At 70.5% G+C, this 22,718-nt stretch carries 23 protein-coding genes and 2 rRNA genes; 6 read left to right on the forward strand and 19 right to left on the reverse strand.

Going from position 1 to position 22,718, the window contains the following annotated elements; all coding sequences use genetic code 11:
* Positions 1-70: 70 nt before the first annotated feature.
* Positions 71-931, reverse strand: coding sequence for an SCO6745 family protein (locus tag BG418_RS26870; protein WP_188276520.1), 861 nt, complete (start codon positions 929-931; stop codon positions 71-73).
* Positions 921-1,364, reverse strand: coding sequence for an ATP-binding protein (locus tag BG418_RS26875; protein ID WP_188276521.1), 444 nt, complete (start codon positions 1,362-1,364; stop codon positions 921-923). Before BG418_RS26875 ends, BG418_RS26870 begins: the two co-directional genes overlap by 11 nt.
* A gap of 112 nt (positions 1,365-1,476) precedes the next feature.
* Between BG418_RS26875 and BG418_RS26880 the strand changes: the two genes are divergently transcribed.
* From BG418_RS26880 to BG418_RS26890, 3 genes are all read left to right on the forward strand, one after another.
* Complete coding sequence (locus BG418_RS26880) at positions 1,477-2,307, forward strand: helix-turn-helix transcriptional regulator (RefSeq protein ID WP_188276522.1); 831 nt, start codon at positions 1,477-1,479, stop codon at positions 2,305-2,307.
* Positions 2,304-2,600, forward strand: coding sequence for a DUF397 domain-containing protein (locus BG418_RS26885; protein WP_188276523.1), 297 nt, complete (start codon positions 2,304-2,306; stop codon positions 2,598-2,600). Before BG418_RS26880 ends, BG418_RS26885 begins: the two co-directional genes overlap by 4 nt.
* Positions 2,601-2,661: 61 nt before the next feature.
* Positions 2,662-3,573, forward strand: a complete 912-nt coding sequence (locus tag BG418_RS26890; RefSeq protein WP_188276524.1) for a hypothetical protein — start codon at positions 2,662-2,664, stop codon at positions 3,571-3,573.
* Here the strand turns inward: BG418_RS26890 and BG418_RS26895 are convergent.
* The 7 genes from BG418_RS26895 to BG418_RS26925 form a co-directional block, all read right to left on the reverse strand.
* Positions 3,570-4,553 carry a molybdopterin-dependent oxidoreductase gene (locus BG418_RS26895; RefSeq protein ID WP_188276525.1) on the reverse strand — a complete coding sequence of 328 codons (984 nt, stop codon included), beginning with the start codon at positions 4,551-4,553 and terminating at the stop codon, positions 3,570-3,572. The genes BG418_RS26890 and BG418_RS26895 overlap by 4 nt on opposite strands.
* A gap of 18 nt (positions 4,554-4,571) precedes the next feature.
* Positions 4,572-5,558: a porphobilinogen synthase gene (gene hemB / locus BG418_RS26900; protein ID WP_188276526.1), complete on the reverse strand. Its 987-nt coding sequence runs from the start codon at positions 5,556-5,558 to the stop codon at positions 4,572-4,574.
* A gap of 200 nt (positions 5,559-5,758) precedes the next feature.
* Complete coding sequence (locus BG418_RS26905) at positions 5,759-7,420, reverse strand: bifunctional uroporphyrinogen-III C-methyltransferase/uroporphyrinogen-III synthase (RefSeq protein WP_188276527.1); 1,662 nt, start codon at positions 7,418-7,420, stop codon at positions 5,759-5,761.
* Positions 7,417-8,403 carry a hydroxymethylbilane synthase gene (gene hemC, locus BG418_RS26910; protein WP_188276528.1) on the reverse strand — a complete coding sequence of 329 codons (987 nt, stop codon included), beginning with the start codon at positions 8,401-8,403 and terminating at the stop codon, positions 7,417-7,419. Before hemC ends, BG418_RS26905 begins: the two co-directional genes overlap by 4 nt.
* Complete coding sequence (locus tag BG418_RS26915) at positions 8,400-9,977, reverse strand: glutamyl-tRNA reductase (protein WP_188276529.1); 1,578 nt, start codon at positions 9,975-9,977, stop codon at positions 8,400-8,402. Before BG418_RS26915 ends, hemC begins: the two co-directional genes overlap by 4 nt.
* Positions 9,974-10,756 carry a redox-sensing transcriptional repressor Rex gene (locus tag BG418_RS26920; RefSeq protein ID WP_188276530.1) on the reverse strand — a complete coding sequence of 261 codons (783 nt, stop codon included), beginning with the start codon at positions 10,754-10,756 and terminating at the stop codon, positions 9,974-9,976. The genes BG418_RS26915 and BG418_RS26920 overlap by 4 nt, the downstream gene beginning before the upstream one ends.
* Positions 10,757-11,047: 291 nt before the next feature.
* Positions 11,048-11,341 carry a glutaredoxin family protein gene (locus tag BG418_RS26925; RefSeq protein WP_188276531.1) on the reverse strand — a complete coding sequence of 98 codons (294 nt, stop codon included), beginning with the start codon at positions 11,339-11,341 and terminating at the stop codon, positions 11,048-11,050.
* A 150-nt stretch (positions 11,342-11,491) separates the two neighbouring features.
* Here BG418_RS26925 and BG418_RS26930 point away from each other — a divergent pair, with 150 nt between their 5' ends.
* The 3 genes from BG418_RS26930 (at position 11,492) to BG418_RS26940 (ending at position 15,098) form a co-directional block, all read left to right on the forward strand.
* Positions 11,492-12,445 carry an HAD family phosphatase gene (locus BG418_RS26930; RefSeq protein ID WP_188276532.1) on the forward strand — a complete coding sequence of 318 codons (954 nt, stop codon included), beginning with the start codon at positions 11,492-11,494 and terminating at the stop codon, positions 12,443-12,445.
* A 417-nt stretch (positions 12,446-12,862) separates the two neighbouring features.
* On the forward strand, positions 12,863-13,651 hold the full coding sequence (locus BG418_RS26935) for an ECF subfamily RNA polymerase sigma factor, BldN family (protein ID WP_188276533.1): 789 nt from the start codon (positions 12,863-12,865) through the stop codon (positions 13,649-13,651).
* Between the two features lie 265 nt (positions 13,652-13,916).
* On the forward strand, positions 13,917-15,098 hold the full coding sequence (locus BG418_RS26940; RefSeq protein ID WP_188276534.1) for a DUF5667 domain-containing protein: 1,182 nt from the start codon (positions 13,917-13,919) through the stop codon (positions 15,096-15,098).
* Positions 15,099-15,202: 104 nt separating this feature from the next.
* Here the strand turns inward: BG418_RS26940 and BG418_RS26945 are convergent, their stop codons facing one another.
* The 10 genes from BG418_RS26945 to BG418_RS26990 all read right to left on the reverse strand — a co-directional run.
* Positions 15,203-16,309 carry a lysophospholipid acyltransferase family protein gene (locus BG418_RS26945; protein ID WP_188276535.1) on the reverse strand — a complete coding sequence of 369 codons (1,107 nt, stop codon included), beginning with the start codon at positions 16,307-16,309 and terminating at the stop codon, positions 15,203-15,205.
* Between the two features lie 14 nt (positions 16,310-16,323).
* Entirely contained in the window at positions 16,324-17,409 is a 1,086-nt protein-coding gene (locus BG418_RS26950; RefSeq protein ID WP_188276536.1) for an NAD-dependent epimerase/dehydratase family protein, read from the reverse strand.
* Between the two features lie 255 nt (positions 17,410-17,664).
* Complete coding sequence (locus BG418_RS26955; RefSeq protein ID WP_003948845.1) at positions 17,665-17,763, reverse strand: 30S ribosomal protein bS22; 99 nt, start codon at positions 17,761-17,763, stop codon at positions 17,665-17,667.
* A gap of 109 nt (positions 17,764-17,872) precedes the next feature.
* A complete protein-coding gene (locus BG418_RS26960; protein WP_159047648.1) occupies positions 17,873-18,082 on the reverse strand; it encodes a helix-turn-helix domain-containing protein in 210 nt (69 codons plus the stop codon).
* A gap of 128 nt (positions 18,083-18,210) precedes the next feature.
* On the reverse strand, positions 18,211-19,026 hold the full coding sequence (locus BG418_RS26965; protein ID WP_188276537.1) for a phosphatase: 816 nt from the start codon (positions 19,024-19,026) through the stop codon (positions 18,211-18,213).
* A 279-nt stretch (positions 19,027-19,305) separates the two neighbouring features.
* Entirely contained in the window at positions 19,306-20,469 is a 1,164-nt protein-coding gene (locus BG418_RS26970) for an acetoin utilization protein AcuC (protein WP_188276538.1), read from the reverse strand.
* Positions 20,438-21,667 (reverse strand): MFS transporter, encoded by a 1,230-nt coding sequence (locus BG418_RS26975; RefSeq protein ID WP_223185373.1) that lies wholly within the window; start codon positions 21,665-21,667, stop codon positions 20,438-20,440. The genes BG418_RS26970 and BG418_RS26975 overlap by 32 nt, the downstream gene beginning before the upstream one ends.
* A 43-nt stretch (positions 21,668-21,710) precedes the next feature.
* Complete coding sequence (locus BG418_RS26980; protein ID WP_188276540.1) at positions 21,711-22,355, reverse strand: HAD family phosphatase; 645 nt, start codon at positions 22,353-22,355, stop codon at positions 21,711-21,713.
* Between the two features lie 74 nt (positions 22,356-22,429).
* Positions 22,430-22,546, reverse strand: a 5S ribosomal RNA gene (gene rrf, locus BG418_RS26985).
* Positions 22,547-22,622: 76 nt separating this feature from the next.
* Positions 22,623-22,718: ribosomal RNA gene (locus tag BG418_RS26990) — 23S ribosomal RNA — on the reverse strand; the annotation flags it as partial.

Consider the following 22,718-nt stretch of genomic DNA (forward strand, 5'->3'; position numbering starts at 1 on the left):
CTGGGACTTCCAACTAACCCGGCAGCGTACGCACTTCAGTGCACCCTGCACATGCCCGTCCACCCACCGATCACGCCCTCGGCACCCCGATCGGATTCGGCACCGGCATCACCCCCGTGTCCATGAGGTGACGGCTCAGCGGCGCCGCCAGCGCCACCGCCTCCTCGACGCCAGACGGCCCAAGCCGCGCCACCGGCCCCACCGCCAGCCGGTCCGTCGCCGACTCGACCGACTCACGCACCAGTGCCCCCTCCGCCGTCAGCCGCCCCGCCGAGTCCACAAGGCCCCGCACCCGCAGCCGCCACACCCCCGCCTCCCACTCCTCCTCGCTCCACCCCCGCGTGGTCTGAATCTGCTCCCGCGTGGCCCCACCAGCGGCAACATGCGTGATCCCGGCGTCCAGCCCGCCCAACCCGTGCTGGGCGAGAGCCATGACGTGCCCGTCCCCCCGGTGCTCGCGCAGCACCGTCGCCGCCAGCCACAGCCGCGCGAGCGGATCGGAGGGCCGCGCCACCCCCGACCAGGCGGCTGCGAGCACCCGCCCCTCGTACGTACACCCCTCGGCCGCACTCTCCAGCACCTGAGTGAGTCGTACGACATCGGCAGACGGCGGCAACGCCCTCCCCAACACCGCCGACACCGCATCCAGCCGCGCCGCCAGCACCTCCTCCGGCGACGCGTACGTCCACGCGTCCGGCAGCGCCCGCGCCACCCTCCCCGGCGCGAAGGCGAACGACAGGGCGTGCCCGGCGGGCGCGTCCAGGGGACCGACCGGGCAGAGGCGCCCGGCGAAGTACCCCATGTAGTAGCCCTTGAGCCCGAGCCGCCGCAGCGCCTCGACCGACTCCTCGGCGAAGTACACGATGCCGTGCAACGGTTCGACCGCCGCCCACAACCGGCGCGCGAGTATCTCCTGTGAATCAACTGCCATGATCCTGGCTCCCTCCAGCCGTCCCGCCGATCATCATGCGCGGCCCGAACTCGCACCACACCACCTTTCCGGGCCGCCGCTCCCCCACCCCCCACTTGTCCGCCACCGCCGCCACGAGCAGCAGCCCCCGCCCGCCCTCGTCCGCCGACTCCGGCACCCGGGGCGTCCCGCCGCCGCTGTCGTGCACCTCCACTCTCAGCAGCCCGCCCGCGTACAGCGCGAGCCTCAGCAGATACCCGCGCCCGGGCGGCACGCCGTGGATCAACGCGTTCGTGGTGAGTTCACTGACGCACAGCAGTACGTCGTCGGCGCGCCCGCCGATCCCCCACCCGTCGATCGCCCGACGGCTGAACTCCCGCGCCGCCCGCACCGATTGCCGCTCCCGCAGCCAGAACCGCTCGGTCACCAGAAGGGGTTGTCCGTTCTCGTTCATGAGACGAGGGTTACGGAGCGTGATTAGCGTGATGCAGTGCGCCGACCCGTACAGATTTTTTGTACGGGCTGGATACGCGTAACTGACGTACGGGCACGGGGAGTTCGCAGGCATGCACCCAAGTAATCGGCGGCGGCGTCGCAAGAACGCGTCAGCAATGCGGATGGTGGGCGCCCTGGTGGCGCTGTTCAGGGAGTTGGCCGGGCTCACCCAGCGCGAACTCGCCCAGCGGGCCGGGTTGCACGAGGAGACGATCGCCTCGATCGAGCAGGGCCGACGCGCGTTGAAACCTGATCTGGCGGAGCAGCTGGACGCCATCCTGGGCACCAGGAAAGTCCTGGAGACGGCGGTCGAGAACCTGCCGGAGGTCGACCTGATCCCGGCCTGGGCGGAGCAGTACCTCGACCTGGAGAGGGAGGCCATGGCGCTGTCCTTCTACGAGAACCAGGTGCTGCCGGGTCTGCTCCAGACGGAGAGTTACGCCCGTTCGGTGTTCCGGAGCCGGGTCCCGGCGTTCAGCGAGGAGGAGCTCAACACTCAGATCAACACGCGGCTGTTGCGCCAGAAGATCCTGCACCGCAAGGACCCGCCGACCGTAAGTTTCGTCATCTCCCAAGCGGTGCTGATGGACCGTCTCGGCGGCGACGAGGTGTACGTGGGGGCCATACAGCATCTCCGTCGCTGCGCCGATCTGCCCGGCATCGCCTTGCAGATCATGCCGATCGGCAGGGAGTCCCATGCCGCGCTCGACGGCCCGTTCGTCCTCCTGGAAACTCCGGAACACCAGCACCTCGGCTACGCAGAAACCCAGCGCGGCAGCCAGATCATCTCTGATCCCGACGAAGTGAGCATCCTGGCGCAGAGGTATGCAATGCTGCGGACTCAGGCCCTCAACCCCGAGGACAGCAAGGGCCTGTTGGACCGTTTGCTAGGAGAGCAATGAGCGCCGGACTGAAGTGGTTCAAGTCCAGCTACAGCGGCAGCGATGGCGGCAACTGCCTCGAAGTCGCGTACACCTGGCGTAAATCCAGCTACAGCAGCGAGGAGGGCGGCAACTGCCTCGAAGTCGGCTATGACTGGCACAAGTCGAGCCACAGCGGCAGCGACGGAGGCGAGTGCGTCGAGGTATGCGCGCACCCCGCCGCCGTACACGTCCGGGACTCCAAGAACCCGGACGGACCCTCCCTCACCGTCACCCCCTCCACCTGGTCGTCGTTCGTCACGGGCGTGCGCTGACCGGGTGACCCGGCCGCGCCGCGCGCGACGACACGCCCTCGGGGTCGGTACTCCTTGAGGCGTGAGCCAGAACGAAGAGCAGTACAGCGGGTCGACCGTCGTACAGGCCCTCGCGGTCCACCCCGGCGGCGACTGGCTCTTCGTGGGCGGGCCGCACGGGGTCCACCGTATTGCGCTGGGCGACGACGGGCGCCCGGAGGCGCCGGCCGAGTGGACGGCCGGGAGAAGGCCGCACGGGGTGGCCGTGCACCCCACGGGCGCGTATGTGTACCTCACCGACGCCGATCCCGGGCGGCGGGTGCTGGGGTGGCAGTCGCTCGACCGGAGCGGGCGGCCACGGCACGGGACGGGGTGGCAGGCCGTCACCCTGACGCGGCGGCCGGGCGCGCTCGTGGCGCACCCCACGCGCGCGTGCCTGTACGTCGCCAACGAAGACGAGAGCGCGCCCGTTTCCTGGCTGCACCTGGGTACGGACGGACGGCCGCAGGACGGCGAGACCGTGCTCACCTGGCTCGGCGGCCCCCGCCACAAGAGCCTGGCCGTCCACCCGCACGGCACCCACCTGTACGTGGGCGACCCTCAGGCCCGCGCTCTGGGCGTACTGCGGCTACGGGACGACGGCGGCGCGGACGGCGACGGCCCGCTCCCCCTCTGGAAGCTGACCATCGCCCCGGGCCCGCTCACGGTCCACCCACGCGCGCGGTGCGTCTACTTCACCGAACAGGGCACGGGAACGGTCTACCGGGTCCCCCTCGCCGCCGACGGAACCTTCGGCCAGGAGGCCGCGCCCGAGCCCGTACGCAACGCGGCGATCCTCGACTGCACGGGCGTCGTGGTCCACCCCAAGGGCACGTACCTGTACGCGAGTTCGGACATCACGCTCACCGTCATCGAACTCGACGCGGCGACCGGCCACCCCAAGGGCCCACCGATCCCGATGCCCCTGCCGCACCGCAACCATCACCCTCGCTAGGGGACGGCCGGGACGGTGACCGTGATCTCGTGGATCGAGTTGCGCAGCCCCGGCGGGGGCTGAATCCGCCCCGCGCGGTCGGTGGCCCGTATACGTACGGTGTGCTCGCCCGGGGTCAGCTCGCGGGTGACGGTGAACGGCTGCCAGGCCGGATCGACCCCGGCGGGTTCGAGATCGACGACAGGCTCCCAGGGCCCGTCGTCGACCCCCACCTCGACCAACACCACCTCGGTGGTGCTCCAGGCCCGCCCGATCAACTCAAGCTTTCCACCGGGGAGTTGATCCCCGTCCTGCGGACTGAGGATCTTGCTGCTGACGTCGATCTCGCGTACGGGGACGCTTACGGTCTCGCCGGGGAAGACCCGGGTGTAGAAGCGCGTCGTGAACATATGGTCCGGGCGCTCGTCGGAGACGATGATCCGGGTCAGCCACTTCACCGAGTTGGTCCCGAACATGCGCGGGACGACGGCCCGTAGCGGGTATCCATGGCGGACGGTCAACGGCTCGCCATTCATGCGATGTGCAAGAAAGACGTCGTCCATTGCCGCCTGCAACGGCAGGTCCTTGAGATACGAGAGCCCGTCCACGCCGTCGAAAGATCCCGTGTCGGCGCCCTCCAACCACACGTGGCGGGCGGACGCGAGCGGCTTGGCGCGCTCCAGGAGGGGGACCAGCGGGGTGCCGGTCCACTCCAGGTTGGCCACCGCGCGCGTCGGCACGTCCGGCACGAAGGGGTTGCCGAAGCACTCGTGGACCGCGGTGAACTTCCGCGTGGGCAGGGCGAGTACGTCGGCGAGGCTGATGGTGAAGGGGTTCTCGACGAGCCCCTCCACCGACAGCGTCCAGTCGAAGTCGGCGAGCTCAGCGGCGGGTTCAAGGTCCGGGACGCCCAGATGGGCCCGTACGAAGACGTTGTCCACCGGCGTGTAGTAGTCGGTGACATCCGAGAAGTCCCGGACGTCCAGCGACTTTTCCCCCATGCGAGCTCCCTCGTAGTGCTACAACCCCCGGGCGACTTCCGTTGCCCAGTACGTAAGGATCATGTTCGCACCGGCCCGCTTGATCCCCGTCAGGGTTTCCATGATCGCCCGGTCGCGGTCGATCCAGCCCTTCTCGGCGGCGGCCTCGATCATCGCGTACTCACCGCTGATCTGGTACGCGGCGACGGGGACGTCGACGGACTCGGCGACCTTGGCGAGGATGTCGAGGTAGGGCCCGGCGGGCTTGACCATCACCATGTCCGCGCCCTCTTCGAGGTCGAGGGCGAGCTCGCGCAGCGATTCGCGGGCGTTGGCGGGGTCCTGCTGGTACGTCTTGCGGTCCCCCTGGAGGGAGGAGCCGACGGCCTCGCGGAAGGGCCCGTAGAAGGCGGACGAATACTTCGCGGTGTAGGCGAGGATGGAGACGTCCTCGTGCCCGGTCTGGTCGAGGGCGTCCCGGACGACGCCGACCTGACCGTCCATCATGCCGCTGGGGCCCACGACGTGGACGCCCGCGTCGGCCTGGACCTGGGCCATTTCCGCGTAGCGCTCCAGGGTGGCGTCGTTGTCGACGCGGCCGTCGGCGTCGAGGACGCCGCAGTGGCCGTGGTCGGTGTACTCGTCCAGGCACAGGTCGGACATGACGACGAGGTCGTCGCCGACTTCCTGGCGGACGGCGCGGATGGCGACCTGGAGGATGCCGTCGGGGTCGGTACCGGCGGTACCGGCGCCGTCCTTCTTCTCGTCCTCCGGCACCCCGAAGAGCATGATCCCGGCGACCCCGGCCTCCACGGCCTCCACGGCGGCCTTCCTCAGCGTGTCCATCGTGTGCTGGACGACGCCGGGCATGGCGCTGATGGGGACGGGGCGGTCGACCCCTTCGCGTACGAACGCGGGGAGGATGAGGTCGGAGGGGTGCAGCCTGGTCTCCGCGACCATTCGACGCATGGCGGGGGTGGTGCGGAGCCGCCGGGGGCGGGCACCGGGGAAGGATCCGTAGGTCATGCCACCACGCTACGCCCGGGTGCGGACGGCTTTGTCCCGGGGGCTCCGCCCCGGGGCCCCGTGTTCGGCCGCGGGCCGGTGGGGGCTTGTCGCGCAGTTCCCCGCGCCCCTTAGATGGGCCCTTCGGGCCCTCCTGTAGGGGCGCGGGGAACTGCGCGAGCAACCCAGCACGGTCCGCAGACGAACAGTTCCCCGACCGGTCAGGTCGTACGGCGGCGCCTCGCGCCCGGGCGACGCTCGCTCGGGCGGGTGACGTGCTCGCCCGCTTCCACCGCCGCCGCGCGCCGCGCCGCGCCGAACTCCGCCAACGCCTCCGCCAGCTTCAGCACCGACGGCTCCGGAGCCATGACGTCGACCCGGAGACCGTGCTCCTCCGCCGTCTTCGCCGTGGCGGGACCGATACACGCGATCACCGTCACGTTGTGCGGCTTCCCCGCGATACCGACCAGGTTGCGGACCGTGGACGACGAGGTGAAGAGGACCGCGTCGAAGCCGCCCCCCTTGATCGCCTCGCGCGTGTCCGCCGGCGGCGGCGACGCCCGCACGGTGCGGTACGCCGTGACGTCGTCGACCTCCCAGCCCAGCTCGATCAGACCCGCCACCAGCGTCTCGGTGGCGATGTCCGCACGCGGGAGGAAGACGCGGTCGATCGGGTCGAAGACCGGGTCGTAGGGCGGCCAGTCCTCAAGAAGGCCCGCCGCCGACTGCTCGCCGCTCGGCACCAGGTCCGGCTTCACGCCGAACTCCACCAGAGCGGCAGCCGTCTGCTCACCCACCGCCGCGACCTTGATGCCCGCGAACGCGCGCGCATCAAGACCGTACTCCTCGAACTTCTCGCGGACGGCCTTCACCGCGTTGACCGAGGTGAACGCGATCCACTCGTAGCGGCCCGTCACCAGGCCCTTGACCGCGCGCTCCATCTGCTGCGGCGTACGCGGGGGCTCGACGGCGATCGTCGGGACCTCGTGCGGCACCGCGCCGTACGAACGAAGCTGGTCGGAGAGCGACGCCGCCTGCTCCTTGGTGCGCGGCACGAGCACCCGCCAACCGAACAGCGGCTTGGACTCGAACCACGACAGGCGGTCGCGCTGCGCCGCGGCGCTGCGCTCACCGACCACGGCTATCACCGGCTGGTGCCCGTCCGGCGAGGGCAGCACCTTGGCCTGCTTGAGGACCTGGGCGACCGAGCCGAGCGTCGCGTTCCAGGTGCGCTGGCGCGTCGTCGTACCGGCGACGGTGACCGTCATCGGGGTGTCGGGCTTGCGGCCCGCCGCGACGAGTTCACCGGCGGCGGCCGCGACCGTCTCCAGGGTCGCGGAGACGACGACGGTGCCGTCGCTCGCGCCGACCTCGGTCCAGCAGCGGTCGTTCGCGCTGCGCGCGTCGACGAAGCGGACGTCGGCGCCCGTCGTGTCGCTGAGCGGGACACCGGCGTACGCGGGTACGCCCACCGCCGTCGCGACACCGGGCACGACCTCGAAGGGGATGCCCTCGGCGGCGCAGGCGAGCATCTCGTCGCCCGCCCTGCCGTCGAGGCCGGGGTCGCCGGAGACGGCACGGACGACCCGCCTGCCGGAGCGCGCGGCCTCCATGACAAGATTGGCCGCGTCCCGCAAAACGGGGACGGCAACGGTTGCTGACGTGTCGTCAACAACCGTCAGCTGAGGCGTGTCCACACCTGCCCGCGCATGCGCGCGAACCACGTCGAGCACAGCCGGCTCGGCGATCAGGACATCGGCCGACGCGAGCGCTTCCACGGCGCGCAGCGTCAGCAGTCCCGGGTCCCCTGGGCCGGCACCGAGGAAGGTGACGCACCCGTGCGCGGAGACGGCGGGAAGGTTCGAGGAGTTGGTGGGGCTCAAAGTGCTCGCTCCCCCATAAGACCGGCCGCACCCTTGGCAAGCATCTCGACCGCGAGTTCGCGACCGAGTGCCACGGCTTCGTCGTGCGACGTGGGTACGGGACCGGTGATGGACAGCTGCACCAGCGTCGAGCCGTCGGTGGTACCGACGACGCCGCGCAGGCGCATCTCATGAACAACCTGTCCGTCGGCCAACAGGTCGGCGTACGCACCCACAGGTGCGGAACAGCCGGCCTCCAGGGCGGCGAGCAGGGATCGCTCGGCGGTCACGGCGACCCGGGTGTACGGGTCGTCGAGCTCGGCGAGCGCGGCGGCGAGGGCTGTGTTCTGGCCGTTGGTAACGGCCCTGCACTCGATCGCCAGTGCCCCCTGGCCGGGGGCGGGCAGCATGGTGTCGACCGGAAGGAAATCGGTCACCTCACCGATCCTGCCGATACGGTTCAGCCCGGCCGCGGCGAGTACCACCGCGTCGAGTTCACCGCTGTGCGCGAATCCGATCCGGGTGTCGATGTTCCCCCGGATCGGCACGGTTTCGACGGCCAGGCCGTGGCTGCGCGCGTACGCGTTCAGCTGCGACATGCGCCGGGGCGAGCCGGTGCCTATACGGACCGGACGGCCCTCGCTCGCGGCGGCCAGCTCGGTCAGCGTCAGCCCGTCGCGCGCGACCAGCACGTCGCGCGGGTCCTCGCGGACCGGCACGGCGGCCAGCACCAGGTCGTCGGGCTGCGCGGTCGGCAGGTCCTTGAGCGAGTGCACGGCGAAGTCGACCTCGCCGTTCAGCAGCGCGTCGCGCAGCGCGGTCACGAAGACGCCCGTGCCGCCGATCTGCGCCAGGTGCTCGCGCGAGGTGTCGCCGTACGTGGTGATCTCCACCAGCTCGACCGGACGGCCGGTCAACTGCCGTACGGCGTCGGCCACCTGGCCGGACTGGGCCATGGCGAGCATGCTGCGCCTGGTCCCGAGCCTCAGTGCTTTCTCGGTCATGACCGCCCTCGGTTCTTGGCATCGGCGTCGTTCAGATCGGCCCGGGACACGGCGGCGACCGTCTCCGGGTCGAGGTCGAAGAGGGTGCGCAGCGCGTCCGCGTACCCGGCGCCGCCCGGCTCGGCGGCGAGCTGCTTGATGCGCACGGTCGGCGCGTGCAGCAGCTTGTCGACGACACGGCGCACGGTCTGGGTGACCTCGGCGCGCTGGCGCTCGTCGAGGTCCGGAAGGCGTCCTTCCAGGCGTGCGACCTCGCCCGCGACCACGTCGGCGGCCATCGCGCGCAGCGCGACCACGGTCGGCGTGATGTGGGCGGCGCGCTGGGCAGCGCCGAAGGCCGCGACCTCGTCGGAGACGATCGAGCGCACCTGGTCCACGTCGGCCGCCATCGGCGCGTCGGCGGACGCCTCGGCCAGCGACTCGATGTCGACGAGCCGCACACCGGGAATCCGGTGTACGGCCGCGTCGATGTCGCGCGGCATGGCGAGGTCGAGCAGCGCGAGCCGCACGGGCCCGGTCTGCGCGGGGATACGGGGGGCCGCGGGCCGGGTGCCGGTGGCGTTGTCGACCCAACTGCCGTGCAGTTCCAGGGAGTTGACGTCGACCTCGGCCTCGTCGGCCCGGGCGCCGTCGGCGGCCTCGGTGACGGCGGTGTACGCGGCGAGGCCCGCGCCGGAGGCGGCGGTGGGCGACGCGAAGTCGACCGGGCAGCCCTCGGGGGCGGCGGCCGGGGCCTCGGGGGCCGCGACGCCGACGGCCTCGGCGACCGTCTGAGCCGTCAGGACCAGACCGGTCGCTCCCGTACAGGAGACGGCCACGTCGACTCGTGTCAGTTCGCGCGAGACGTCGGCCATCGCGACGGCGCGGGCGGGCGTGCCCGACTCGGCCAGGATCTCGACCAGGCGCTCGGCGCGCGCGGGCGTGCGGTTGGCGACGATCACCTCGGCGACCCCGGCGCGCGCCAGCGTGGCTGCGGCGAGCGAGGACATCGAGCCCGCGCCGATGACCAGCGCGCGCTTGCCCTTGGCCCAGGACTCCACCGGCTCCCCGGCGGCCAGCTGCTCCAGGCCGAAGGTGACCAGGGACTGTCCGGCCCGGTCGATGCCGGTCTCGCTGTGGGCGCGCTTGCCGACCCGCAGGGCCTGCTGGAACAGGTCGTTCAGGAGGCGCCCCGCGGTGTGGAGCTCCTGCCCCAGCGCGAGCGTGTCCTTGATCTGGCCGAGGATCTGGCCCTCGCCGACGACCATCGAGTCCAGCCCGCACGCCACCGAGAAGAGGTGGTGGACGGCCCGGTCCTCGTAGTGCACATAGAGATACGGAGTGAGCTCTTCCAGACCGACGCCGCTGTGCTGGGCGAGCAGCGTGGAGAGCTCGGCGACGCCCGCGTGGAACTTGTCCACGTCCGCGTACAGCTCGATGCGGTTGCAGGTGGCGAGGACCGCAGCCTCGGCCGCGGGCTCCGCGGCCAGGGTGTCCTGCAACAGCTTGACCTGCGTTTCCGCCGAGAGAGAGGCCCGCTCAAGGACGCTCACCGGGGCACTGCGGTGGCTGAGACCGACGACCAGGAGGCTCATGCCGGCATCACGGCGGGCATGTCCCCGTCGGGTCCCTTCCGGTCCACGGCGGCGCCGCCGCGCACCGCGGGCGCCACTACCTCGGAGACGCCGCCGACCTCGGCGGCCGCCGCGTCCTCACCGGCCTTGCGCTGCTCGTGGAACGCGAGGATCTGCAGCTCGATGGAGAGGTCGACCTTGCGCACGTCGACGCCCTCGGGCACCGACAGGACCGTCGGCGCGAAGTTCAGGATGGAGGTGACCCCGGCCGCGACCAGGCGGTCGCACACCGGCTGGGCGGCGCCCGCCGGGGTCGCGATGACGCCGATGGAGACACCGTTCTCGGTGATGATCTTTTCCAGGTCGTCGCTGTGCTGGACCGGGATACCGGCGACGGGCTTGCCCGCCATCGCGGGGTCGGCGTCGATCAGCGCGGCGACCCGGAAGCCACGGGAGGCGAAGCCGCCGTAGTTGGCCAGGGCGGCGCCGAGGTTACCGATGCCGACGATGACGACCGGCCAGTCCTGGGTGAGCCCGAGCTCGCGCGAGATCTGGTAGACGAGGTACTCGACGTCGTAGCCGACGCCCCGGGTCCCGTAGGAACCGAGGTACGAGAAGTCCTTGCGCAGCTTCGCGGAGTTGACCCCCGCGGCTGCGGCCAGCTCCTCGGAGGAGACCGTGGGCACGGAGCGCTCCGACAGTCCGGTCAGCGCACGCAGATACAGCGGAAGCCTGGCGACGGTGGCCTCGGGGATTCCTCGGCTACGGGTCGCCGGTCGGTGAGTTCGGCCAGTTGCCACGGTGCTCCTGCGGGATGAGCGAGGCAGGCGGCCATGTGTCCCAGGACCGCCCCGTCGAATGCAGGCTATGTCTTTGTGAACGCGTGCACAAAGATGGTGTCCGCTTTGTCCGAGCAAAGTGACCGGGCTCACGCGAACCGGTGCCGATTTCCGGGAACCGACGACGAGGTCGGACCGTTGAAGTCCCGAAGGGGGCAAAACCGTACACACCTCTCCACGATGTCACCCCCGAACGCGACAAAACGACCTCGATGGTAACCACAACTACCACCGACACCCTAGTTCGTTGCTTCAGGCTCCCAGTGCACTCCTGAGACGCGCGGGGTCCACGCGCCAGAAGGTGTGCTGAGCGCCGTCGACCAGGACAACCGGAATCTGCTCCCAGTACTCCTTGTGCAGCGCCTCGTCCTCGGTGATGTCCTTCTCCTCCCACGCCGCACCGGTCTCGGCGCACACGCTCTCGACGACGGCACGCGCATCGTCGCAGAGGTGACAGCCGGGCTTCCCGATCAGCGTGACGAGCCGGTCGGCGGGGCGGACGGGGCTCGGGGAGGGCTTCTTGGTGCGGCGCAACAAGGGAGTCATGGGCCCTATTCTCCGCCGTGGGGCGGCAGGCTCCCATCCCTATGCCTGATTGGTTGCGGATTGCCCGTTTAACAGTCCGGTCTCGGAGAGTTCACGCCATCGCATCCCGGCGTGTCGGGTGCGACCGAACAGACTGGCTATGCTCACGACATGGCCGTACTGGGATGGCTCACCCCTCGTAGGCGCTCGGCGACAGCACGCAGCGTGCTGGCCGGCGAGGCCGCAGCCGAGGCAGCCCGCAAGTCCTCGCAGGAACTCGCGGAACTGGCGGAAGCGGAAGCAGCGGCGGCAGCGGTCGGAGCGCCGTCGGAGCCGGAGTTCCCCGTCGTCGGGGACTCACTGGCAGCCGCCTTCTTCGATCTCGACAACACGGTGATGCAGGGCGCGGCGATCTTCCACTTCGGGCGGGGCCTGTACAAGCGGAAGTTCTTCCAGCGCCGCGACCTCGCACGGTTCGCCTGGCAGCAGGCGTGGTTCCGGCTCGCCGGGGTCGAGGACCCCGAGCACATGCAGGACGCGCGCGAGAGCGCTCTCTCCATCGTCAAGGGCCACCGCGTCTCCGAGCTGATGACCATCGGCGAGGAGATCTACGACGAGTACATGGCGGACCGCATCTGGCCCGGCACGCGCGCGTTGGCGCAGGCGCATCTGGATGCGGGGCAGAAGGTGTGGCTGGTGACGGCCGCGCCGGTCGAGACCGCGACGATCATCGCCCGCCGGCTGGGGCTGACCGGTGCGCTCGGCACGGTCGCCGAGTCGGTCGACGGTGTCTATACGGGGCGGCTGGTCGGCGAACCGCTGCACGGGCCTGCGAAGGCGGAGGCTGTACGCGCGCTGGCGGCGGCGGAGGGCCTGGACCTCACGCGGTGCGCCGCGTACAGCGACTCGCACAACGACATCCCGATGCTGTCCCTGGTGGGGCATCCGTACGCGATCAACCCCGACGCGAAGCTGCGCAAGCATGCGCGGGCTCGGGAGTGGCGCCTGCGGGACTATCGGACGGGGCGGAAGGCGGCGAAGGTCGGCATTCCGGCGGCGGCCGGGGTCGGCGCGCTGGCCGGGGGTACGGCGGCGGCCGTGGCGCTGCATCGCCGCAGGCGATAGTTCCCCCACCCCGCCCCTTCCCGAAAGCCCCCGGCGGATGTCGTTCGTCTGCGGGCCGGTGGGGGCTGGTCGCACAGTTCCCCGCGCCCCTGACTGCCTAGAGGCGCGGGGTGGGGCAAACCAACGCCACATACCCAGCCACACACCCCACCACCCCCACCCCCCGCACTCGGCCACATCACACCGACCACCCGATCATTTTCGATCAGCACTCAGTCAATCCATGCTCACAATCCGCTACTTGTTCCGCCCCATAGACGTAACAGAAGCGACGGAATCGACGATTTGAGCAACTGGGTGTAGCGCTCCCTGCACGAAGCGTTATTCTCCTCAGACGCATACCGGAACCCACACATCGCCACGGCGGGTGAACGGTCCCGCACTGCACGTGATGGAAGCTCTGCCTCTGGGAGTCCCGTGTACCCACACGTCGGGGTTGACGCCTCGGGCCTGGCTACGCTGCGCGCAGCGGTCCTCGACCGTCTGCGCGGCTTCGTCCCCACCGCGTACGCCACCGCCCCCGCCTTCGCCACCGCCTCACCCTTCGGTGCCTGCTACGCGCTGGCCGACGGGGGCGCGGCTGTCGGGAGACGGAGCGGCGGCCGCGGCACGGGCACGTCCGCGACGCCCACCGCCCGCCGCCCCAGCGCGGACAGCGACAGCGCCCGCATGATGGACCTCGTCGAGCGCGCCCAGGCGGGCGAGGCCGAGGCCTTCGGACGGCTGTACGACCAGTACAGCGACACTGTGTACCGGTACATCTACTACCGCGTCGGCGGCAAGGCGACCGCCGAGGACCTCACCAGCGAGACCTTCCTGCGCGCCCTGCGCCGGATCTCCACGTTCACCTGGCAGGGGCGCGACTTCGGCGCCTGGCTGGTCACGATCGCTCGCAACCTGGTCGCGGACCACTTCAAGTCGAGCCGTTTCCGCCTCGAAGTGACCACCGGCGAAATGCTCGACGCCAACGAGGTCGAGCGCTCCCCCGAGGACTCCGTCCTGGAGTCGCTCTCCAACGCCGCCCTGCTCGAAGCCGTACGCAAACTCAACCCCCAGCAGCAGGAGTGCGTCACCCTGCGCTTCCTCCAGGGCCTCTCGGTCGCCGAGACCGCGCGGGTCATGGGCAAGAACGAGGGCGCGATCAAGACCCTCCAGTACCGGGCCGTGCGCACGCTCGCCCGCCTCCTCCCGGAAGACGCCCGCTGACCCCGGGCGGACACCCCCCACGAAGACACCCGGCGAACACCTCAACTCACCTACGGTGAGCGCTCAGTGATGCCTCGATCACTGTGTGGTCCGATCATCCTTCGTCCGTAACCCAAGTGCCGCGTCCGTCGTTGTGCCGGATGCAGGCTCCCTGTGGTCACGTCATGTCCACCGCCGCTCACTCGATCGTGTGGATGTGCTCAAGACGTGCAACCTTCCAGGCCCCTTGGGGAGTCGACCGTGATGACGAGAGGAGGTGCCGCCAGTGATCGCGAACGTATCGGCGCACCGGCGGGCGAACGCCTTCGCCCAGGCCCTGGAAGAAGCCTCGGCGGCCCAGCAGCCACCAGCCACCCCGGCCGCCCCGGCCCAACAGGCGGCGGAAGCCGACCTGTTGACCCTGGCGGGCGTCCTCGGCGAGCTGCCCAAACCGGAGCTGGAGCCGCAGGTGAAGGTGGAGCAGCGGGCGCTGCTCGTGGCCGCCATGGAGCAGATGTTCGCCGCGGGCGGTGTGCCCGCCGACCCTCTGGTGCCCGAGCAGCGGACCGGTCGCGGCGCCCACCGGGCGACCTCGCTCCGGAAATTGCGCCCCCGCTCCCGCTGGTCGAAGGGCATCGCCGCGGGCGGCCTCAGCATCGGTGTGGCCGCGGGCGCGTTCAGCGGAGTGGCCGCTGCCAGCTCCGACGCCCTCCCCGGTGATTCGCTGTACGGGCTGAAGCGCGGCATGGAGGACCTGAAGCTCAACCTCGCGGACGACGACACCGACCGCGGCCGCATCTACCTCGACCAGGCCTCCACCCGGCTGAGCGAGGCCCGCCGCCTCATGGAGCGCGGCCGCGCCGGCGACCTCGACCACGAGCAGCTGAGCGAGGTCCGCCGCGCGCTCAGCGGTATGCAGCACGACGTCACCGAAGGCCACCGCCTGCTGCACGCGGCCTACGCCAAGGACGGCTCGCTCGGCCCCATCGCCGCCCTGTCGTCGTTCGCCGCGTCCCACCGCGACAGCTGGAGCAAGCTCCGCGACAAGCTGCCGACCCAGCTCACCGACGTCGGCGACCAGGTGACCTCGGTCTTCGTGGCCATAGACCAGGAAGTCGAGCCGCTGCGTTCGATGCTCCCGCACGCCAAGACGCGGACGCACGGGCGTACGGACACGACACCCTCCGGCTCCATCAGCCACACGGCCCGCCCGGCCCCCTCCTCGTCCGCCCCGACGCACGGCACGGCGGGCGGCGACGCCAGGCCCCAGCCGTCCAGCTCGGGCACCAAGGCGAACGAGGGCCTGCTCGGCGGCAACACCGGCGGCCTGCTCGACCCCCCGTCGAACGGCACCCCGTCGACGCCCGGCACCACCCCGGCCAAGCCGCCGGTCCCGGACGTCACCCTGCCCCCGCTGCTCCCCGGCCTGCTCCCGGGCCTGGGCCTGCACGGCGAGGACGCGAAGTAACGGTTACGTGTGTGGGGCGCCCCTGCGACCCGGGCGCCCCACACACGTATCGGCGTCACCCCTGACACGTACCAGCGTCAGGAGAACCGTCAACCGAAGAACCGTCAGAAGAACACCGACCGCCGCTGCACCAGCAGCTTGTAGAGCGTGTGCTGGATCTGCTCGCGCACCTGGTCCGTCAGGTTGAACATGAGCATCGGGTCCTCGGCCGCCTCCGGCGGATACCCGTCCGTCGGGATCGGCTCGCCGAACTGGATGGTCCACTTCGTCGGCAGCGGCACCAGCCCCGCCGCCCCCAGCCACGGGAACGTCGGCGTCAGCGGGAAGTACGGGATGCCCAGCAGCCGGGCCACCGTCTTGGAGTTGCCGATCATCGGGTAGATCTCCTCCGCCCCGACGATCGAGCACGGCACGATCGGCGTCCCCGCCCGCAGCGCCGTCGACACGAACCCGCCGCGCCCGAACCGCTGGAGCTTGTACCGCTCGCTGAACGGCTTGCCGATGCCCTTGAAGCCCTCCGGCATCACCCCGACGACCTCGCCGCGCTCCAGGAGCGCCTGGGCGTCCTCCGCACAGGCCAGGGTGTGCCCGGCCTTGCGGGCCAGCTCGTTGACGACCGGCAGCATGAACACCAGGTCCGCCGCGAGCAGCCGCAGATGCCGCCCCGCCGGATGGTGGTCGTGGACGGCGACCTGCATCATCAGCCCGTCCAGCGGGAGCGTCCCGGAGTGGTTGGCGACGACGAGCGCCCCGCCCTCGGACGGGATGTTCTCGACGCCCTTCACCTCGACCCGGAAGTACTTCTCGTAGAAGGGCCGCAGCAGGGACATCAGGACCTGGTCGGTGAGCTCCTTGTCGTAGCCGAACTCGTCGACGTCGTACTCGCCGGTGATCCGCCGCCGCAGGAACGCGAGCCCGCCCGCGACCCTCCTGTCCCAGCCGCCCCGTTCGCCGCTGCGGCCCCCGGCATCCGGGACGGGGCGCTGTCCGGCGCGGTCGTCAGCGGCGCCCTGCGGCCCCTGCCCGGCCTCCCGGCCTTCCGGGCCGGACTCGGGCCCCGGGAGCGCCTGCTGGCCCGGCAGGGCGCTCACCGGGGCACCGGCGGCCTCGGGGGCCGTGCCCCGCCGCCCGCCGGGCCGACGCCGGCCCGGGCGCTGCGCACCGGTGCGCGAACGGTCGTCGTCGAACGGAATGACCTTGGCGTCCGCCATCGTGGTTGAGCTCCTCATTCCGTTCCGGGAGTGGCGACAGGGGAAACTGCGGGGACGGCGGGCGGCGTGAACGGCCGGAAGGGCAGATGTGCCACCCGGTCCACCGCCCTGGCCAGGGCGTCCGGCGGCAGCAGCCCCGGCCCCCGGCTGCGCGCGAAGTCGGCGAACGTCTCCGCCGTCGTGTACTTGGGCTCGAAGCCCAGGGTGTCGCGCATCTGGGCGGTGCTGACCACCCGGCCATGTGTGAGCAGCCGGATCTGCTCCGGCGAGAAGTCGCTCGCCCCGACCGACCGCAGCGCCTGGCCCACCCAGCGCACCGCCGGCAGGAACACCGGCACGGTCGGCCGGCCGAGGCGCCGCGAGCACTGCGAGAGCAGCAGCACCCCGTCGCCCGCCACATTGAAGGTCCCGCTGTTGAGCGTCCCGCGCCGGGGGTCGTGGGCCGCGATGCGCAGGACGTCGATCACGTCGTCCTCGTGCACGAACTGGAGCCGGGGGTCGTACCCGAACACCGTCGGCAGCAGCGGCAGCGAGAAGTACTCGGCGAGCGGCGAGTCCGCGCACGGCCCCAGGATGTTCGCGAACCGCAGCACGGACACCGCCACATCGGGACGGCGCCGCGCGAAGCCGCGCACATAGCCCTCGACCTCGACCGCGTCCTTCGCGAAGCCGCCGCTCGGCAGCGACTTCGGCGGGGTCGTCTCGGTGAAAACGGCCGGATCGCGCGGCGCCGACCCGTAGACGCTGGTGCTCGACTTCACCACGAGACGGCGTACGGTCGGCGACTTCTGGCACGCGCCGAGGAGTTGCATGGTGCCGATGACGTTCGTTTCCTTGACCGACGTCCGCCCGCCCGCGCCCAGTGGCGTGCCGGTCACGTCCATGTGCACGACGGTGTCCACGGCGTGCTCGGCCAGCACGCGCGCGATGGCGGGCTGCCGTATGTCCGCCCGTACGAAATCGGCTCCGCCCAGATGGTGGCCGGGCGGGACGGCGTCCACGCCGATCACCCGGTCCACCTCCGGATCACGCTGGATCCGCCGCACGAGTCGGCCCCCGAGCTGCCGGGCCACTCCGGTGACGAGCACGACCTTCCCCAAGATCAGCTGCCTTCCTCTGGCCTTCAGGTGCACCTAGGCGCCACCGTAGCGGCTGCGTGTTGCCTGGTGATGACCGCGTGGCGTCGCATGGCCGAGAAAGTGAGGCCCGGGAAAACGCGGGCGGCGAATGCGGGAGCGCAAAAGTGCGGGCGGGACATCAGGGCGGGAAGAGCGTCCGGGATATGCGCGCCGAAACGCACCGCAGCCCTCCCACCGGAACGGCGGAAGGGCTGCGGGACCACGTACAGCTGTCGCTTACTTCTTGTTGCGACGCTGAACGCGGGTGCGCTTGAGCAGCTTGCGGTGCTTCTTCTTAGCCATCCGCTTGCGCCGCTTCTTGATAACAGAGCCCACGACTACCCTCGCTCACTTCTCTTCACTCGGTGCGGGGCGTCTGGGCCCACACGACCTACGAGGGGCTAGCCTACCCGCCAGAGCGGAGAGGTCGTAACCGAGGACGCCGTCAGGCTGTCTCCACCCCCACAAAGGACTCTCGGAGGTACTCCTGAACCGCCTGCTCGGGGACCCTGAAGGACCTGCCCACCCGGATCGCCGGGAGATGACCGCTGTGCACCAAGCGGTACACGGTCATCTTCGACACTCGCATCACCGAGGCGACTTCCGCCACGGTCAGGAACACGACCTCGTTCAGAGGCCTCTGATCAGCAGCCATGACCCACCTGTACCTTCCGCACCCGACGCGCACCGGCTTCCCCTCCGGTGACTCTTCGTCGTTGTGCGCTCACTCCCCAGACTAGGGGCGGGTGGTGCGAGTGGGGAAGAGGAGCTACCAACGGCCGCCTACTGTGACAGACACGCTCGATTGAGTACATAGCGAGTAAGCGGCCGGTAGTAATCAGACCGCACAGCGTCATCAAGCGGAACGGCTACGGACACCCGCCCCTCGGCCTCTCCGACGAACAGTGCGGGATCGTCCGTATCGGCCAGGCCGACTGCCTCAATACCCAGCTGACCTGCCCCGCAGACCCATCCGTGATCTCCCACGACAAGGTCCGGCAGCCGTCCCCGGAGCCCCGCCGCGGCCCCCAGAGCGACCCGAACCGGCAGCGGTGAATGGGTATGCGCGCCGGTCGCACTCCCGGCGCCCCGCGCGCCGGGTTCGCGCACCAGCGCGACTCCCCGTACGTAGTCAAGGTTGTACGTGCGTACCCCGAACCGGGTCGTTATGTCGACACATCGCCCCTGCGCGGGGGTGAGGACATCACATCCGGCCGCCGACAAAGCGTCCGCGAGAGCGGCGTAGAAGGCGAGCAGACGGTGCGGATGCCCGGTTCCGAAGAGTACGGCTCCGCGCCGATCGGCCACCTCGCGGATGCGTCCGGCGAGGGCGTCGAGGCCCGCGAGGGTGCGCTCGGGGTCGATGACGTCGGGCCCGGACACATGCGCCGGGTCCGGGCTCACCCCGCACTTGTCCGCCATCAGCCGCAGCAAGTCCCTCTCGCCCCACCCCCATTCGGGGTCGAGCCCGAGCGTGACGCGCGGGTCCCGGGCCGCGAACAGCCGATAGCTCCGCAGGCTCTCCTCCCGAGAGGTCGCCACGGGCCCGGCCAGCCGAGCAGCCAACAAGTGCGCCCGAAGCGCCCCGGTACTCAACACGGGGTCGATGCTCTCGCAATGGGGGGCTTGGGGGGCGGAATCGGGCCGGAGACCGCACAGTTGGCGTAATGTGCGGTTTTTCCCCACCCCGCCCCTTCCCGAAATCCCTCGGCCGGGCAGCTGGTTCTTCGGCTGCGGACCGTGCTGGGTTACTCGCGCAGTTCCCCGCGCCCCTAACTACCTAGGGGCGCGGGGAACTGCGCGATCAGCCACATACGGTCCGCAGACGAACGACATCCGCCGGAGGCTTTCGGGAAGGGGCGGGGTGGGGAATCCCCCCTAAGCCAACAACCCCCGCAACGGATACACCGCCCGCCGAGTAGCCACGATCGCCTGATCGAGCGCATCCGCAGGGTCGTACCCCGACTCCCAGTCGCGCCACAGCACAGAACGCCCGTCAGTCATCCGCCCCGGCCCCAACTGCCGCGTACGCGCGAACACTTCGTCCCGCCACGACGCGGGGATCACCGACTCCGGCGGCACGGGAGCATGCGCGGCCACCCCCACCAGATGCGTCCACGACCGCGGCACCACGTCCACCACGGCGTATCCCCCGCCCCCCAGGGCCACCCACTTCCCGCCCAGAACATGCTCGTGCGCGAGTGCGTGGCAAGCCTCCTGCACCGCCCGCTGGGCATCCAGCGAGACGGCCAGATGCGCCAGCGGGTCCTCGAAGTGCGTGTCCGCGCCGTGCTGCGTCACCAGCACCTGGGGGCGGAACTCGGCCAGCAGCTCCGGCACCACGGAGTGGAACGCCCGCAGCCACCCCTCGTCCCCGGTCCCGGCCGGCAGCGCCACATTGACGGCCGTACCGTCCACACCGGTCTCCGAAGGGAACCCCGTCCCCGGGAACAGCAGCCGGGGATGCTCGTGCAGCGAGATCGTCAGCACCCGGGGGTCGTCCCAGAACGCGGCCTGCACCCCGTCCCCGTGGTGCACGTCCACATCCACGTACGCGACCCGCTCAGCGCCCAGTTCGAGCAGCCGCGCGATGGCGAGCGCGGCGTCGTTGTACACGCAGAACCCCGCCGCCCCACCCGGCATCGCGTGATGCAGCCCGCCCGCGAAGTTCACCGCGTGCGCCGCGTCCCCCCGCCACACCGCCTCGGCGGCCCCCACCGACTGCCCCGCGATCAGCGCGGACGCCTCGTGCATCCCGGCGAACGCGGGGTCGTCCATCGTCCCGAGCCCGTACGCCTGGTCCGCGGCCGACGGGTCCTTGGAGGCGGCCCGCACGGCCGCCACATAGTCCTCCCGGTGGACGAGCCGCAGCGTCGAGTCCCCGGCGGGCGGCGCGGCCACCACGTCGACCACCTTGTCCAGCCCGTACGCCCGCACCAACCCCATGGTCAGCGAGAGCCGTACCGGATCCATCGGATGGCTCGGTCCGAAGTCGTACGCCGTGACGGCGTCATCCCACATCAACAGTGCGCGGCCGCTCATGTCCGCCACCGTATCGGGCGCCCTGAGCACCGAACGACTTGGCGTACACGAGGGTGAGCAGAACCAGCACCATCGGCACCAGCATCGCGCCCCGATAGCTCCACGCGTCCCCCAGCCCGCCGACCAGCGGCGACCCAACGAGGAAGCCCACGTAGTTGAAGATGTTCAGCCGCGCGACCGCCGCGTCGGAGGCGTGCGGGAAGAGCCGCCCGGCCGCCGCGAACGTCTGCGGCACGATCACGCACAGCCCGAACCCGAGCAGCGTGAACCCGAGCATCCCCACCCACGGCCCCGGCGCCGCCGCGACCACCGCGAACCCGGCCCCCGCCACCACCGTCCCCACCCGCACCACGGCCACCGCCCCGAACCGCCGCACCCCGTAGTCCCCGGCGGCGCGCCCGAGCAGCGTGGTGACCATATAGACGTTGTACGGGACGGTCGACAGCTGCTCGGAGCTGCCGAGCACGTCCTGGAGGTACTTGGCGCTCCAGTTGGAGACGGTCGAATCCCCGATGTACGCGAAGGCCATCACCAGGCAGAGCGGCAGCAGCAGCCGGAAGACGAGGGGCTGGGCGCCTTCTGCCGTGGCGGGGTCGCTCTCCGCCGCCTCCCCGTCCACGTACCACCGGCTCCCCACCAGGCACAGCGGCAGCAGCGCGATCACGACCGGCAGATAGGACACGAGCAGCGACAGATCCCAGTGCGCGCCCACCCACGCGAGCGAGGCGCCGCAGATCCCGCCGAGGCTCCAGGTGGCGTGGAAGCCGAGGATGATGCTGCGCCCGTACGCGCGCTGGAGGCTGATCCCCAGCATGTTCATGGACGCGTCGAGCCCGCCGACGGCGAGACCGAACACGCCGAGCGAGAGCCCCACTTCCCACATCCGGTCCCCGGCCGCGACACCGAGCAGTGCCAGCATCACCACCGGCTGCACCCATCGCAGCACGACGCTCGGCGGGACGCGCTTCACCAGCTGCTCGGTGGTGACGCTGCCGACGCCGGCCAGGACCGGCACGGCGGCCAGGAACGCGGGCAGCAGCCCGTCGGATATCCCGTACTGGTCCTGGATCGCCGGGATGCGGGTCACCAGGAGAGCGAATGCGGTGCCCTGCGCGAAGAAGCTGCCCGCGAGGGACGCCCGGCCGTGCCGCAGGCGCGCGTCAGTCGCGCCCCCTGATGTCATGCCCCCAGATGTCATGGCCGCAGAGCTTAGGGCCGCGACCTACCCCTGGGTAGATGGATCACGCGAGCAATTCGCGCAGCTGTGCCATGTCGGAGAAGAAACCCCGGGCGCCCTGGAGCTTCTCGGCGGGCGTCATGGCGGTGAAGCCGTACACGTCCATCCCGGCGGCCAGCGCGGCCTGCACGCCGAGCGGGCTGTCCTCGACCACGGCACAGCGCGCGGGCTCGACGCCCATGCTGGCGGCCGCGTGCAGGAACAGGTCCGGCGCCGGCTTCCCGCGCCCGACGTCCTGCGACGAGAAGATCCACTCGTCCTCGAACCACTCGTCGAGCCCGGTCGTGCGGTGCCCCACCGCGATCCGCTCATGGCTCCCGGACGAGGCCACGCAGTACGGCACCCCGTCCGCGACCAGCTTCGCGAGGACGTCGGCGACCCCGGCCACCGGCTGGAGCTCGCGCTCGAACGCGGCGAAGACGCGCGCGTGGAACGTGTCGTCGAACCCGACCGGCAGCGTCCGACCGGTCCGCTCCTCGACCAGTTCGTGGACGCGGTGCATGGCGGAGCCCATGTAGTCGCGGATCGAGTCCTCGTACGAGGTGGGGATGCCGAGCTCGGTGAGGTACCCCGCGAGGATCGTGTTCGAGATCGGCTCGCTGTCGACGAGCACGCCGTCGTTGTCGAAAATGATGAGGTCGTAGCGCATGGTCCGACCTTAAACGCCGGTAAACGCAGAAAAGCCCCGTACCGGATCCCGGTACGGGGCTTTTCTCAAAATTTGTTCGGCGGCGTCCTACTCTCCCACAGGGTCCCCCCTGCAGTACCATCGGCGCTGAAAGGCTTAGCTTCCGGGTTCGGAATGTAACCGGGCGTTTCCCTAACGCTATGACCACCGAAACACTATGAAATTTGAACGCTGGCATGAACACAGCTGTTCGTTATTTCAGAACTAACACAGTGGACGCGAGCAACTGAGGACAAGCCCTCGGCCTATTAGTACCAGTCAGCTCCACCCCTTACGAGGCTTCCACATCTGGCCTATCAACCCAGTCGTCTACTGGGAGCCTTA

Origin of the sequence: Streptomyces sp. CBMA152, from assembly GCF_014596475.1 — a bacterium.
GTDB lineage: Bacteria > Actinomycetota > Actinomycetes > Streptomycetales > Streptomycetaceae > Streptomyces.